Annotated in this window: 13 protein-coding genes; 6 read left to right on the top strand and 7 right to left on the bottom strand. The window is 63.2% G+C overall.

The window, feature by feature from the left end; translation table 11 throughout:
- The first annotated feature begins 648 nt into the window (after positions 1-648).
- Both D7Y61_RS04215 and D7Y61_RS04210 read left to right on the top strand, forming a co-directional pair.
- Positions 649-1,005 (top strand): hypothetical protein, encoded by a 357-nt coding sequence (locus tag D7Y61_RS04215; RefSeq protein WP_180865236.1) that lies wholly within the window; start codon positions 649-651, stop codon positions 1,003-1,005.
- A 24-nt stretch (positions 1,006-1,029) separates the two neighbouring features.
- On the top strand, positions 1,030-1,476 hold the full coding sequence (locus tag D7Y61_RS04210) for a hypothetical protein (RefSeq protein ID WP_219627789.1): 447 nt from the start codon (positions 1,030-1,032) through the stop codon (positions 1,474-1,476).
- Between the two features lie 17 nt (positions 1,477-1,493).
- Here D7Y61_RS04210 and D7Y61_RS04205 read toward each other — a convergent pair whose 3' ends face one another.
- From D7Y61_RS04205 to D7Y61_RS04195, 3 genes are all read right to left on the bottom strand, one after another.
- On the bottom strand, positions 1,494-2,225 hold the full coding sequence (locus tag D7Y61_RS04205) for a hypothetical protein (protein WP_180865234.1): 732 nt from the start codon (positions 2,223-2,225) through the stop codon (positions 1,494-1,496).
- Positions 2,226-2,323: 98 nt separating this feature from the next.
- On the bottom strand, positions 2,324-2,953 hold the full coding sequence (locus D7Y61_RS04200; protein ID WP_180865233.1) for a hypothetical protein: 630 nt from the start codon (positions 2,951-2,953) through the stop codon (positions 2,324-2,326).
- Positions 2,954-2,968: 15 nt separating this feature from the next.
- The gene (locus D7Y61_RS04195) at positions 2,969-3,595 is read right to left on the bottom strand and encodes a cation transporter (RefSeq protein ID WP_180865232.1); all 627 of its coding nucleotides are present in this window, start codon (positions 3,593-3,595) and stop codon (positions 2,969-2,971) included.
- An 85-nt stretch (positions 3,596-3,680) separates the two neighbouring features.
- On the opposite strand from D7Y61_RS04195, the gene D7Y61_RS04190 reads away from it, so the two are divergent.
- Complete coding sequence (locus D7Y61_RS04190; protein WP_180865231.1) at positions 3,681-4,091, top strand: MerR family transcriptional regulator; 411 nt, start codon at positions 3,681-3,683, stop codon at positions 4,089-4,091.
- A 72-nt stretch (positions 4,092-4,163) separates the two neighbouring features.
- Positions 4,164-6,140, top strand: a complete 1,977-nt coding sequence (locus D7Y61_RS04185; RefSeq protein ID WP_180865230.1) for a TonB-dependent receptor plug domain-containing protein — start codon at positions 4,164-4,166, stop codon at positions 6,138-6,140.
- 37 nt (positions 6,141-6,177) lie between these two features.
- On the opposite strand, the gene D7Y61_RS04180 is transcribed toward D7Y61_RS04185, so the two are convergent.
- The 4 genes from D7Y61_RS04180 to D7Y61_RS04165 are packed head-to-tail and all read right to left on the bottom strand — an operon-like array spanning position 6,178 to position 10,615.
- Positions 6,178-7,740, bottom strand: a complete 1,563-nt coding sequence (locus D7Y61_RS04180; protein WP_180865229.1) for a PepSY-associated TM helix domain-containing protein — start codon at positions 7,738-7,740, stop codon at positions 6,178-6,180.
- 8 nt (positions 7,741-7,748) lie between these two features.
- Positions 7,749-8,048 (bottom strand): hypothetical protein, encoded by a 300-nt coding sequence (locus tag D7Y61_RS04175; protein ID WP_180865228.1) that lies wholly within the window; start codon positions 8,046-8,048, stop codon positions 7,749-7,751.
- Positions 8,035-8,328, bottom strand: a complete 294-nt coding sequence (locus D7Y61_RS04170; RefSeq protein ID WP_100468437.1) for a hypothetical protein — start codon at positions 8,326-8,328, stop codon at positions 8,035-8,037. Before D7Y61_RS04170 ends, D7Y61_RS04175 begins: the two co-directional genes overlap by 14 nt.
- Before the next feature lie 58 nt (positions 8,329-8,386).
- A complete protein-coding gene (locus D7Y61_RS04165) occupies positions 8,387-10,615 on the bottom strand; it encodes a TonB-dependent siderophore receptor (protein WP_258010222.1) in 2,229 nt (742 codons plus the stop codon).
- A 731-nt stretch (positions 10,616-11,346) separates the two neighbouring features.
- Here D7Y61_RS04165 and D7Y61_RS04160 point away from each other — a divergent pair.
- Entirely contained in the window at positions 11,347-11,808 is a 462-nt protein-coding gene (locus tag D7Y61_RS04160) for a hypothetical protein (RefSeq protein ID WP_180865227.1), read from the top strand.
- Positions 11,805-12,956: a S1 family peptidase gene (locus tag D7Y61_RS04155; protein ID WP_180865226.1), complete on the top strand. Its 1,152-nt coding sequence runs from the start codon at positions 11,805-11,807 to the stop codon at positions 12,954-12,956. Before D7Y61_RS04160 ends, D7Y61_RS04155 begins: the two co-directional genes overlap by 4 nt.
- The last annotated feature ends 212 nt before the right edge of the window (positions 12,957-13,168 follow it).

The raw sequence follows: 13,168 nt of genomic DNA, 5'->3' as shown, positions 1-13,168 counted from the left end.
CCCCGTTGCCCCCCCCGGTATAGCTCCAATCCTTAGCTGACCAATCCTGCACTTCTCGCTCCCACTGCTTGGCAGCATCGCCCGCTTCTAGGTCATCTCTCTCGTAGAAATGACACAGCTGCTCGTCTCCTGCCTGTATGTCGAGTGGCTGAGGGCACTGCCCAAGTACGCCCACCGCGAACGGGCTCGCCCCTCCCCTTTTGCTGGCAGCAATGTCGCATCCGCCTCGCTTATGACCCAGCCGGCCGGATGCCGATAGTCCGCAGGCATCCATAACCAACATCGCCGACAGCCTTGCAGCGCAAGGATCCGGCCCACTGCGCCATATGCAACGATTCTGAAAATGTTGAATGTGGTGACGGCATCGCCCCTAATGCCTTGGCATCGCGCACAACCGGGCGTATTCCTGTTCGTGCCACCGAAAAAGGGTGGCCGAGGCCTCGAAATCCTCGGTTGTGCAAGAGAAGTATGCGCTTGCCAGCCGGCACCACGCTCTGTGGTGCCGGCTGGCAATCCGTCGGCCGGCTATGGCGGGCGGTGCGTGGGGGCCTTGTGCCCGCCGGGAAGATTGCACACCGGATTTCGAGCCCCGCACCGCCCGCCACCTTTATCGGTGGCGGCTTCTGCATGCACTCAAGGAGCCCAGCCATGACCCAGCATCACTCCCCTACCCCTCACCCCATCCACGACGCGCCCGTCAACGGCCCCGCCCTGGATCCCAATACCCTCATTGCCCTGCTGCACAGCATCGGCTCCGGCGCCGCGTCCGATGGCCAACCCTGGCCGGAGCGCCATCAGCTGCCCGGCAGACGCCTCGCCCTGGCCGATACCGACTGTTCGCTGGCAGGCCTTCGCGTGGTGATGGAGATCTTGCTGGCCGCGCAGCGTGCCCGTGAGAACGGCGAACTCGAGCAATACGTCGGTCCGCGGGTCTTCGAAGGCCTGATCATGGCCGGGTTGGGCCTCACCGCGCACGCCATCGATAGAGTGCGGCCGGAGGGCTGAGTGTCCGGGTGCCGCTGGGCGGCCATGGCGCTGTCCATGGCCGCAGTGGTTGCGGCGCAGTGCCAGTGGCCTGTGCCACCCCTACCCTCGCCTCTCGCGTTCCAGGCGATCCCTGGCGATCGCTTCTCAAATCTGCGCCGCCAGGCGATCCAGTTCGTGGACGCTCGGCAATGGCAGGGATTCCACTTCGTGGAACGGAAAGAACACGGCAGCTTTCAGGTTCACTGCAGAGGCGTTCCGGTGCTGTGGCTGGAGAATCGCCCAGAGCACGTGCTGATGCAGACGTCGCTGGATGCGGAGCAGCGGGCGCCCGAAGTTCTGCAGTTGCGGGCGTTTCTTCGATGGCAGTTGCAGCCATTGGACTATCTGGAACAGGTGCTGATTGGCGTGCCGGAGCCTGTTCTGATGGATCGGGTGCTGGGGAAGCTCGCTGGTGGAGTGCCTGATGGGGTGCGATGCGTGAAGGGATAGCCGAGCATGGCTCGGCTCTACAAGGGCGCTGCAACGGGCGGTTCGGGCTCGTGTATGGAGCCTTCAAGCAGTGCGACGTAGGTGTCCAGGCGTGTGCGAAGACTGATCAGCATCCAGCCCAGCAGGTACAGCAGCACCATGGCGAAGATCAGTAGCGCGCCGACCAGAGTGACGTCGAATGCGCTCGCCCAGTCGCCCCATTTCCATCCGCGGAACTGCAGGAAGAGGGCAATCAAGAGTGGGAATGGCCCAAGCCGTTGCAGGCCACCATACATCATGCCCATACGCTCGATCATGTTGGTGCGTAGCGTGCTTACGTATCGGAGGCGACGCTCGCGCTCGATGCGAGGAAATCCGCGAAGCTCGGCAACTACCGCCTGCCAGTGAGCGAAGTCACCATCCATCTCCTGGGCGTGCGTCAGCCGTGGCTGGCTGAACTGTCGTAGCCCCCTCCCGGCGGCCAGGATGCCTCCGATGATGAAGCCACCGATCTCGATTGCCAGACATGCGACAACCACCTGCAGCACCATCTGGACTGGCAGCCATCGATCAGGAATCTGGCCGCAGAGAATGCCGATGACCGCGGCGGCAATGCCGATGCGAAACGACCACCTTTCCAGCGGGCCCGCCTTCGGATAGATGCTGTGCTCCACCAGCCCCTGCACCCGCTGGTAAAGCCAGTGGAAGCTCAGTTCCTGCTGCTTGGTCTGGTCCGGCGAATCGAATCCGCCCCCTGCCTGCATTTCCATTGCATCCCCTGCCCCGCCGGCGCGGATGCCGGCGGCATTATCGTAGCCGAGCCGTGCGACGGATGCTCAGCGTACGGGCGCGGAATCCATAGCTTTGATCAGGGCCGACTTTCAGGTGGCGCAGCCATCCTGCTTCGAGGCACGGGCACATCACGAGGCGCTTTCAGCGGAACGGGGCACTCCTGCCCGGCGTACCAACGGTAGGCCCACGAGGCGAAGCGAAGATGGTCGGCGCGCGTCTCTGCGCCGTAGAGATACCGCAGAAACACCCCGTCCATCTGCATTTCTGCTAGATAGGTTTTCCGGTCGGGTCTATCGACTGAGGATTGAACTGCCAGAACGCGGTGGCCGCAGGGGCCTTCAAAACGCAGAACAGGCGGGCGCGATGTCCCATGCCTGGACAGAATCAGTTCGAAGCCATCCCCTTCATCAATGACCCGGTCGTCGGGAAGAAGCAGCATGGACGCTGGCAGCGTTGTGCCAACGCTCACCAGCAGGCGGATCGAGTTCCACGGCGTACCCGCTGCCCTGCCAGGCCCTTCCTTTACCCGGCCGTCACTGCGCGATAGATGGACCACCACGGCGTTACCACCGGCCGCGTCGGCACCGGGGCGCTGCAGATACGGGCGTACCCGCTCATGCACCACCGGCTCTGGCGCAGGTCCTTGGCACGCGGCAGCGAGGGCCACGAACAGCAACAATAAGGTGCGGGGAGTATGCATGCTCATATCGTCTTCGCTTGACTATTTCGTCGGTGCACGCCACGCGGGCCACGCCTCGCCAATCAATCCCAGCGCAGATTTCAGGAATAGCAGGGCGATCACCGCGCCAGCCACGATATCCGGCCAGCCACTTCCGGTCAGCGCAACGCCACCTGCAGCCACCAGCACACCGATGTTGGCGGCGACATCATTGCGAGAGCACTCGAAGGTGCTTTTCATGTTGATGTTGAGCGCGCGGAACCGCCACAGCAGAGCCAGGCACACCAGATTGGCCACCAGCGCGATGGTTCCGAACCCCAGCATCAAGCCGCTGGAAGGCGGCACGCCGTGGATCAGCTTGCTGATCACCTCCACCACGATGAAGACAAAGAAGGCCAGGATCAGCAGCCCCTTGGCGAGGGCCGCACCGGCCTCCCAGCGCGCCCCACGGTTCACTGCCCACAGGCTCAGGCCGTAGACGATCGCGTCGCCCAGCATGTCCACTGCATCGGCCTGCAGGGCACTGGAACGCGCCACGATGCCCGCGCCGAACTCGATGAAGAACATCGCCAGGTTGATGACGAGTACTGCCGCCAGTACGCGCCGCTGCGCACTGTGAAGGGCCAGCGCTTCCAGTTCCTGGCGCTTGTGGCCGCAGCAGTGGTCCATGGGTGCCTCCGGCCAGGCTGCGCCCGGGCTTGAAAAAGGATGGGGCAACCGTTATCAACCCTGTAGCCCCTACAAGGTCAAGCCCATGCCCAGCCACCTCACCATCGGCCAGCTGGCCCGCCAGACCGGCACCAAGGCCGAAACCATCCGCTATTACGAGAAGATCGGCCTGCTGCAGCCGCCGCTGCGCTCGGAAGGCAACTATCGCTACTACGGCGCGCAGGACCAGAGGCGCCTGTCGTTCGTGCGCCGGGCCCGGGAACTGGGCTTCTCCATCGAACAGATCCGCGAGTTGATTGCCCTTGGTGAACAGCGGGAGCACGAGTGCAGTTCGGTGGATGATGTGGTGAAAGCGCACATCGCGGACATCACGCGCCGGATCCAGGACCTGCAGGCGTTGCAGGGCGAGCTGGAGCGGATGATCGGCAATTGCCCGGGCGGCCGCGTGGCCGACTGCAGGGTGCTGGAAGCCCTTCAACCGCAGCCTGCCGCTTGACCTTGTAGCTGCATCAAGGTTTACAACGCCGGGCTCCTTCGCCACCGCGCGGCCTTGCCGCCCTGACGACCCATGACCCTGCTGCCCCATCCGCTTGCCCTGGCGCTGAGCGCCGCCCTGCTGTCCGCCGTTGCCCCGGCCAATGCGCATGAACCGCCAGCCGCGCACGACGACCACCACGATGAGGCCGTGGAGCTGGATGCGGTGGTCGTGCAGTCGACACGGTCAGGGCGCCGCGTTTCCGACGAACCGATCCGGGTAGACGTCGTATCGCAGGAAGAGATCGAAGAGAAGCTGCTGATGTCGCCGGGCAACGTCTCCATGCTGGTGGCCGAGACGGCGGGTGTGCGGGTGCAGAACACCTCGCCAGGCATGGGCGCATCGAACATCCGAATCCAGGGCCTGCGCGGCCGGTATACCCAGCTGCTGGCCGACGGTCTGCCGCTATACGGCGGTCAGTCATCGTCCATCGGCCTGCTGCAGATTCCCCCGGCCGACCTTGGCAGTGTCGAGATCATCAAGGGCAGCGCGTCGGCGTTGTACGGTCCAGCAGCGTTGGGCGGTGTGGTGAACCTGATATCGCGCCGGCCCAAGGAAACCGCCGAGGCCGAAATGCTGCTCAATGCCACCAGCCGTGGCGGGCAGGACGTGACCGGCTACGCAGCCGGGCCCCTGGCCGAGCATTGGGGTCTCTCGGTGGTGGGTGGCTACCATCGCCAGGACCGCCAGGATCTGGACGGAGACGGCTGGGCTGACATCCCCGGCTACGAGCGAGCCACAGTCCGGCCGCGCCTGTTCTGGGAATCTGAGAATGGAGTGCGTGGACTGCTGACGGCAGGTGCAACGCGCGAGAGTCGGCTGGGCGGAACACTGCCCGGTCAACGGGCGCCCGATGGGCAGCCCTTCGTTCTCACACAGCGCACGGAGCGCGTTGACGCCGGCGCGATAGTCGATGTTCCCGTACGCGAGAGCGACCGCCTGCAGCTGCGCGCATCGGCCATGTCCACCGATCACGACCACGGGTATGGCCCTGAGCAGGACAATGACACTCATCAGACCGGGTTTGCCGAAGTGAGCTATGCGTCCGGCGTAGGCACCACCAGCTGGCTGGCGGGCATCGCCGCGCAACAGGACCGGTTCCGTTCCGCCCGATACCCACAGTTTGATTACCGCTACACCGTGCCCGCCCTGTTCGTGCAGGCCGAGCAGGCGCTGCGCGATGACCTTACGCTTTCCGGCAGTGCGCGCTGGGATGACCACAGCGCCTATGGCGGGCATTTCAGCCCCCGCGTGTCCTTGTTGTTCCGCCCTGACGAGTGGACCCTGCGCGCGTCGATCGGTAGAGGCTTCTACGCACCTACGCCCTTCGTCGAGCAGATCGAGGCCGCTGGCCTGTCACGCCTGGAGCCGCTCACCGGCCTTCGCGCGGAAATCGCTACAACCGGATCCATCGATGCAGGCTATGTGCATGGCCCCTGGGAGCTGAACCTCAGCGTGTTCGCATCGGACATCGACCATGCGGTGCGCCTGGTGGAGTCTGCGAGCGCGCCGGGTGAACGCGTGCGGCTGGTCAATGTGGAGGGCGTCACCCGCACCCGTGGCAGTGAACTGCTGCTGCGCTACCGCTGGCAGGACATCACGGTGACCGGCAGCTATGTCTACACCGATGCGCGCGAACCTGGTGAGGAAGGCGCCGGCCGTCGCCCGGTGTCTCTTACCCCTCGGCACAGTGCTGGCCTGGTTGCCATGTGGGAGCAACATGAGCGTGGCCGCATGGGGCTTGAAGCCTACTACACCGGCATCCAGGCGCTGGATGACAATCCCTGGCATCGACGCAGCCGACCGTATCTGGAAGTGGGTGCACTGGGAGAGATCGTGCTGGGAAGAGTCAGCCTGTTCCTCAACCTGGAGAACATTCTCAACGTCCGCCAGAGCGGCTACAACCCGATGCTGCGGCCTCGTCGCGCCGACGATGGCCAGTGGACCGTGGATGCGTGGGCGCCGCTGGAAGGGTTTGTGGTGAATGGCGGCGTCAGGATGAAGTTCTAGGATGGCAATCAAGTTCGTGGCAGTTGCGGCCATTGGACTACAGGGCCCAAACACTGTCCTTGTGGCCTTCCACTGTGCGCTTCTTCGTGCGCTTGGCCAGCTGCCAGAGAATGATCGCCGCCACAACAGCGGTGACGTCTACAGCCGCCCCGGCACTTGAATGGTTCCAGGTGCCCGGAACCCCGGCCAGCGCAGCGAGACTGCCGAGCGGGATCAGTGCCGTCACCACGGCGCTGACGTACAGCAGCTCATAGGCCGAGCGCGCAGCCCCGCGCAGGAAGGCCCAGCCGACGGCCAGCAGGAAGACCGCATAGTAGATGCCTTCGTGCCATGCCGGCACATTCGCAACCAGCCCGGGAAGCCACTTGGTGGCGGCCAGTGTTGCCGAGATGCCGGTGACACAGCCCAAGGACACACCGATGGTCAGCGATCCCAGCACGCGCGTGGATCGCTTCTGCTCCGGCAGGTTGGCATCGCGTTGCTTCTTGCGCCGTGACTCGATCCATAGCAGGTTGCCGGTGTAGAACACGATCGCGCCGCCAAGCCCAAGCAGCAGGTACATCCAGCGCACTGGGTTTCCGCCAAAGCTGCCGAAGTGAAGCATGAAGAAGGCATTGACCGCCGTATCCCAACCGCCCATGTGGCCGGGGAGATCATGCGCATCCACCTCGCCGGTGTAAGGATCCAGATGAGTGCTCATGTAGGTGCGGGCGCGGGTGCCGTAGCGGATATCCAGGCCGGTGACCCGCCCCTCGACCACACTGCCCTTCTGCTGGAAGCCCAGGCTGTAGACCTCGAAACCTGGCAGCTGTGCCTCTACCTTTTCCAGCAGTGCCGGCGCAGGCAGAGGCTGGGCGCCCGGAGCGGGCCCGGCGTCATGCTCCTCGCCCCATTGGATGCCGTTGGGGTAAACCACCTTGTCCTGGATGTCGTAGATCTGATCGTGGAACGCGAATACCACGCAGGTCACGGCCATGATCAGGTGGAACGGCAGGCTGACAATGCCCAGCGCGTTGTGCACATCCAGCCACATGCGCTTGATGTTCTTGCCTACCCTTACGGCGAAGAAGTCTTTCACCAGCGTTGGCAGCAGCACGATGACGCCGGAGATCAATGCCACGGCATACATCAGCGCAATGATGCCCATGATGGGGCGCGAAACCGCATCCGGGAACGGCAGGCCGACAAACTGGTGCAGCGTATCAACAAGTTGCGCCACGGGCGCCTTGCGCAGCTGCTCCACCTGAAGCCGCCCCTCCGCGTCGAAGCTTGCGCCAAATTCGGTGAACTGCCGCGGCTTGTCGCCACGTACTCGCCAGATCACCCGGGCAGGTGCCTCCGGCGAGGTCTGCACCATCACGCTGTAGTTCTTCGCCGCCTCGGGGTGCGCCTTCAGCACGGCCGCCAACAGGTCCGGCGCGCGTGCCATCGGCACGGGTGCAGACAGTGTTGAAGGCGGTGTGGCCCATCGCTCCAGCGGCTTCTCGAACATGGTGATCGAGCCGGCATAGAAGGCAACGAACAGCATCAGGCCAGCAAGGATGCCGACCCAGATGTGCACGTCCTTGTAGACCTTGATGATGTCGTTGCGGATCTTCATGTGAGGTCTCAGCCCAGATGGCTTCGCGCCAGCCAGAGCGCGCCAAAGGCCACAGCGTTGGCAGCACCCAGCCACAGCCAGGCGCGTGCGCTGCTACGGAAAAGGAAAACGAATGACAGGATGGGTGCCCACAGCAGCGCAACCAGCCACATGTTGAACTGGGCCTTGCCACCGCCGCCATCAATGCCGCCGGGCCCGAACCAGGCAAAGAGGCCGGACAAGGCCAGGGAGAGCCCGAAGCCCAGCAGTACGCCGGCGCAGATCTTTCCGAACCAGTGCCGGCTCTGCAACTTGTCAGGGCTGGCCATGGGCACCTCCACGCTTTCGTGCGCGCCAGACACCCAGGAAGGGCGCGGCCGACCAGACCAGCATCAGGATCGTCAACCAGGTGAAGAAGGCCGCACCGCTTCCCATCAAAGACAGGAACAACGCCAGCGAGACCAGCGACAAGGTGCTGCCGGGAATCCATTTCCCGCGGACAGGCCAAGGTCCGGCGCGCCGCCACTGCTGCTTCGGTGACGCCAGATAGAACAGCCATGCCCCAGCCACACCCGTGGCTGAAGCCAGCAACGCTATCACGACTGACATTGTGGAAGTCTCATACGAAAGCCCCGTGACCTGGCTGGCCGGTCACGGGGCAGAAGGGTTACCAGGTGAACCGGGCGGTGGCCGTGACGGTGCGTCCCGTGCCGAAGAAGCACGAGGAGACACCGCTGCACGTGGTCACGAAACGCTTGTCGGTCAGGTTGCTGACGTTGAGCGCGAACTGCGTGCCGACGCTTCCGATCGCGCCCACGTCGTAACGGATGGCCGCATCCCACATCGTGTAGGACGGAATCAGGTAGACGTTGGCGCTGTCACCGTAGCTTTCGCCGTTGTAGCGGACGCCTGCGGCAAGGCTCAGGCCTGCGAGTCCCCCGCCCTGGAAGGTGTAGTCGCCCCACAGCGCGGCAGTCCAGTCCGGGACCATCGCCAACTGCTTGCCCTGATAGCCGTTGTTGCTCTTGGTGACTTCCGAGTCCATCCAGGATGCGGCGCCGATCACGCTGAAGCCATCCAGCGGGGTGATGCGGCCTTCCAGTTCCACGCCGCGCACGCGACCTTCGCCATTCTGCACCTGGCACTGGCTGGACCCGGTGGTGCCACAGGTGTTGTGGCTGGGATCCGGATCGTTGGTCAGGATGTTCTGCTGGCGCAGATCGTAGGCCGAAAGCGTGATCAGGCCATCGAATCCAGACGGCTGATACTTCACGCCCACTTCCCACTGCTTGCCGGTGATCGGGTCGAAGGGCGTCCGGTCGAAGGACTGGGTAGCCGTGCTGCCGGCCGGCTGGAACGACTCGGCGTAGCTCAGATACGGGGTCAGGCCGTTGTCCGCCACGAACAGGATGCCCGCGTTGCCGCTGAAGGCTTCGTTCTTGATGCGGCTGGGCGTGCGCGCGCCGTAGCGGTCCGTGGCGACGGTGTACGACTGCGTCCAGGTATCGTCCTTGGTCCAGTCATAACGGCCACCCACGGTGAAGCGCCACTTGTCCAGCGCGATCTGGTCCTGCAGATAGGCGCCGGTCTGGCGGTTCACGCCACCGGAATAACTGATGCTGTTGGTGACCGGAACATAGCGGGTGTAAACGGGATTGAAGATGTCGATCGGCGCCGGGTCACGCATCGCACCGCGCGCCGCATCCCAATCGGCCTTCTGCCAGTCCACACCCACCAGCAGCGTGTGTTCGGCCGAGCCGGTCTGGAACTTGCCGGTAATGCGGGTGTCGATCGTGTCGCCTTGGGAGTCGCCCTCGCCCCAGGTCGCGCGCCGCTTCTGGGTGCGTCCGTCCGGGTTCAGGCCGCCATTGGTCACCACGGTGCGGAAGGTCGATTCCACGTTGGTGCGGCGGGCGCCCTGGCTCAGGGTCCAGTTCTCATTGAAGGCATGCTCGAACAGCCAGCCGGCCGTCCAGATCGTGCGGTCGTAGGTGTTCCAGTTCGGTTCGCCAATGAAGGTCGTGTTCTTCATGCGCCCATAGGGGGTGGCCTTGAGCGTTCCGTCCATCGGCAGGAACTGGTAGGTCGAGCCGCCGTCGTCGCGCTGATAGAGGCCCAACACCGTCAGACGGGTGCGCTCGGCGATCTGGAAGGTATAGCTGGGAGCCAGGAACCAATGCTCCTGCTGGGTGTGCTTGATCTGCGTATCACCGTCGCGATACAGGCCCACCAGACGACCCAGATGGCGCTTGTCGTCCGACGCTGCGCCCACATCGAACGCGCTGCTGTATTGGCCGTTGCCGTCCAGGCCGACCTGCAGCACCTGCTGCTGGTCGGGCGTGGGGGTCTTGCTGACCTGGTTGACCATGCCACCCGGAGCCACCTGGCCATACATCACGGCCGACGGTCCCTTCAGCACCTCGACGCGCTCCAGGTTCCAGCTGTCCACCATGGTCCGGTTCCACTGGCCACCCTGCGGCGCACGCATGCCGTCGACGGTGACATTGTTGCTCCAGCTGCCGGCATCGAAGCCACGGATGCGGAAGTCGTCGACGCGGTTGTCGATGCCGCCGCTCTCCAGGACAACGCCGGCCACGTAGCGCATTGCCTCGTTGAGGTTCTGCACGCCGCGGGCGTCGAGCTCCTCGCGGGCAATGACCGAAACCGATTTTGCCATCTCGGCAACCGGGGTATCGGTCTTGGTCGCGCCGGAGGTGTGGGTGGTTGTGCGGTAAGCGTTGACCCGTACCGCATCCAGCGTGGTGGCGCTGCCATCGGGTGTCATTGGGGATGAATCTTCAGCGTGTCCAGCCAGCGGCAAGGCCAGCATCAGGACAATGGACACGGACAACAGCGAGCGCCTCGGGGCGCGGGAAGGAGTGGCGATCTTGTTCATTTGGGGGCCTACGGTAGGAAGTGCGCCCTAGGCGGCAGCTGCGGCGGCGTTAATTTCGCGTTAAATAATACCAAATGCAAATCGTTCGCACTAGCATCCGCTTCCACCCCTCCCCTGTCCCGAATGTCCCGTGCCCTCCCCGGCCTGCAGCATCGGCACCGGCAAGGCGGCCAATGCAGGGGGGCTGGCGCCTCTGCAAACCCGGCATCGGCCTGTCGCATCTGCCAAATTCTGCGCGCCGTCAATCGAGCGGCCGCTGGAATCACGCCTTCGCCGCTGATACCGCTGGGAGCTCTGCGACCTGGGACTCCCGCCACATCACGACTTCTGCAACGATTCCGAATACGTTGGAATCAGTACGGCACCTTTCAGGTCCGCTGCAGAGGCACTCCGGTGCTGTGGCTGGACAAGCAGCCACACCACGTGCTGATGCAGGCGTCGCTGCATGCGGAGCAGCGGGCGCCCGAAGTAATGCCTGAAGATGCACGATGTGAGGGGGAGCGATAGCAGAGCATGGCCCGGTTCTACGGGGGCGACGGCTACCGACGAACCGGAAACAACTGCCCAGCCCTGAAAAGGCCAGGGTGACGCGTTGATCATCCGCCTTCGTGAGGGCGGTCATGGATATTGATGAGGAATGCCAATACCATTAGGCCTGCTGCAACTCGATCAATGATGGTTCGAGTGGATTTCTTTCAGGTCGGCAATTGATCCTGACATGGAGGTGGAGGATGTCCATGGTCGCTGGCAGGGTTCCGACGAAGCGCGTGCTCTTCCTGCTCTTGACGATGAATGCTTCCTGCAGCGCCGCGATCCTATCGGCAAGCGCCAGCGAGTCCCGGTCACTTGTACTTGTCAGGCTCTCGCCCGAACAGGGGGCAGTCCTTTCAACGGGGCTGCTTAGAGGGTCACTGAGGCCCATCAACGGTTGCGTGTACTTCGTCGATCCAGGCGGCACGGCGTATCTGGCCGCATGGCCGCATGATTACTCGCTGGCCATGAAGGGCGACGCCCCGATAGGGGTGCTGGATGTGCGATCGGGGAATATTCAGACATTCGGAATCGCCGCTTCATTCGGAGGGGGGCATGCAGGCGAACTCCTGCGCTCAAGCCTTGCTGCGACCATCCCGGCAAGCTGTACGGGGCCGATCATGACGATTCATTTGATGCGCCAGGCAAAGGAACAGCCATGACTCCTCTACTCATGAAGAAATCCAAGCGGGCACTGGCATTTTCAGCCCTCGTTGCGGTCGCATTCTCTCTGCATGGCCGGCCGACATCTGGCAATCCCACTGCATATACCTATTCGCGAGCTTTCAACGTATCCGAGGCGGAAGCAGAATACCGATCATTGAAATCGATCGCTGCTGCATCGCTGGAGGCCAGGATACAAGCCTCTGAACCGGATACATTTGGCGGTTTGTATGTTGAGCAGCAGCCGGATTTCAGGGTCGTAGTTCTGTTCACGAGGAAGCCGGCACACACACTCGCGAAGTACACCCAGGACCCCGTATTCGTGAGCCGCACGTCCGCTCAATCGATCGAGATGCTCCTGGCGGCCCAGGCCGAGGGGGAGGCTCAGCTTCTTGCAAAGAAGGTCGAGTTCGAGTCGGGTCTTGATATCAAGCGGTCCATCGTGACCTTCTACGTGAAGGACGAGGCAGCTGCCAGACGCGCACCTCGGCCACTGCAGGGCGCTGTCGATTTCGTATTGATCAAGGCAGTGAAGGGCTTTACTGTCACCGCCGCAATCTCGGGAGGCCACAAGCTGATCGGAACAGCCTTCAGTTGCACCACCGGCTTCAACGTCTTCGACGCAGACCGTGAGCTTGGCGTCCTCACCGCCGGCCATTGCGACAATGCGCTCACCTATCAGGGCATTGCAGCGCCTCTGGTGTTCCAGAGCGAACAGAACGCAGGCGACTACGATGTGCAGTGGCATAAGGAGCCAGCCAGGGGGCAGCGTCATGCGCAGACAAATGAAATAGCCCTTATCAATGGCCCGTCGCCGACACTCGAAGTAACCAGCGTACTTCCCTCCAGTGCAACGCATGTGGGGGATGTGATCTGCAAGAGCGGAATTAGCGGCCACTATGCGTGCGGGACCATTGAGGACATGAACTCGAGGTCAAACCACAATGGCGCGATCGGCAGGTACATTCGTGCGCGTAGACTTTCGTCAGGCCCCCTCAGTGTTGAAGGCGACAGCGGTGGGCCGGTTTTTTCAAATCATGCAGCCATGGGTGTCATTCACGGCAGGGGGGGGACGGCACGGGATTTGAAGACGACCTGTTCTACATGCCCATCGAGCGGGTTTCGGCACTTGGCGTTTCCGTATTGACGGAAGCCTTCGAAATTACGGGCATCGCAGATCGCACGGAGAATTACTTCAGGCCATTCTCCGTTCCGGTTGCATACAAGGGAGTTCCGAAGTTTCCGATTGAGTTGACGCTGGAGCGCCCTGTGTGCCCGAGCGGGCCCTGCGAACCCGCGACGGAAACGTTGCCGGACAAGATGCCCTCCCCGCTCAACTACACATGGGCCTGCTTCTAT

The sequence above is a fragment of the Stenotrophomonas maltophilia genome (assembly GCF_013464485.1).
GTDB lineage: Bacteria > Pseudomonadota > Gammaproteobacteria > Xanthomonadales > Xanthomonadaceae > Stenotrophomonas > Stenotrophomonas maltophilia_AW.
Note: the sequence above shows the minus strand (reverse complement) of the source record. Positions and strands in the feature narration are given on the sequence as shown.

Excerpts from the sequence above, each read along its gene's own strand:
- D7Y61_RS04215 (WP_180865236.1), top strand. The coding sequence starts at position 649 with ATGACCCAGCATCACTCCCCTACCCCTCACCCCATCCACGACGCGCCC.
- D7Y61_RS04210 (WP_219627789.1), top strand. The coding sequence starts at position 1,030 with ATGGCGCTGTCCATGGCCGCAGTGGTTGCGGCGCAGTGCCAGTGGCCT.
- D7Y61_RS04205 (WP_180865234.1), bottom strand. The coding sequence starts at position 2,225 with ATGGAAATGCAGGCAGGGGGCGGATTCGATTCGCCGGACCAGACCAAG.
- D7Y61_RS04200 (WP_180865233.1), bottom strand. The coding sequence starts at position 2,953 with ATGAGCATGCATACTCCCCGCACCTTATTGTTGCTGTTCGTGGCCCTC.
- D7Y61_RS04195 (WP_180865232.1), bottom strand. The coding sequence starts at position 3,595 with ATGGACCACTGCTGCGGCCACAAGCGCCAGGAACTGGAAGCGCTGGCC.
- D7Y61_RS04190 (WP_180865231.1), top strand. The coding sequence starts at position 3,681 with ATGCCCAGCCACCTCACCATCGGCCAGCTGGCCCGCCAGACCGGCACC.
- D7Y61_RS04185 (WP_180865230.1), top strand. The coding sequence starts at position 4,164 with ATGACCCTGCTGCCCCATCCGCTTGCCCTGGCGCTGAGCGCCGCCCTG.
- D7Y61_RS04180 (WP_180865229.1), bottom strand. The coding sequence starts at position 7,740 with ATGAAGATCCGCAACGACATCATCAAGGTCTACAAGGACGTGCACATC.
- D7Y61_RS04175 (WP_180865228.1), bottom strand. The coding sequence starts at position 8,048 with ATGGCCAGCCCTGACAAGTTGCAGAGCCGGCACTGGTTCGGAAAGATC.
- D7Y61_RS04170 (WP_100468437.1), bottom strand. The coding sequence starts at position 8,328 with ATGTCAGTCGTGATAGCGTTGCTGGCTTCAGCCACGGGTGTGGCTGGG.
- D7Y61_RS04165 (WP_258010222.1), bottom strand. The coding sequence starts at position 10,615 with ATGAACAAGATCGCCACTCCTTCCCGCGCCCCGAGGCGCTCGCTGTTG.
- D7Y61_RS04160 (WP_180865227.1), top strand. The coding sequence starts at position 11,347 with ATGTCCATGGTCGCTGGCAGGGTTCCGACGAAGCGCGTGCTCTTCCTG.
- D7Y61_RS04155 (WP_180865226.1), top strand. The coding sequence starts at position 11,805 with ATGACTCCTCTACTCATGAAGAAATCCAAGCGGGCACTGGCATTTTCA.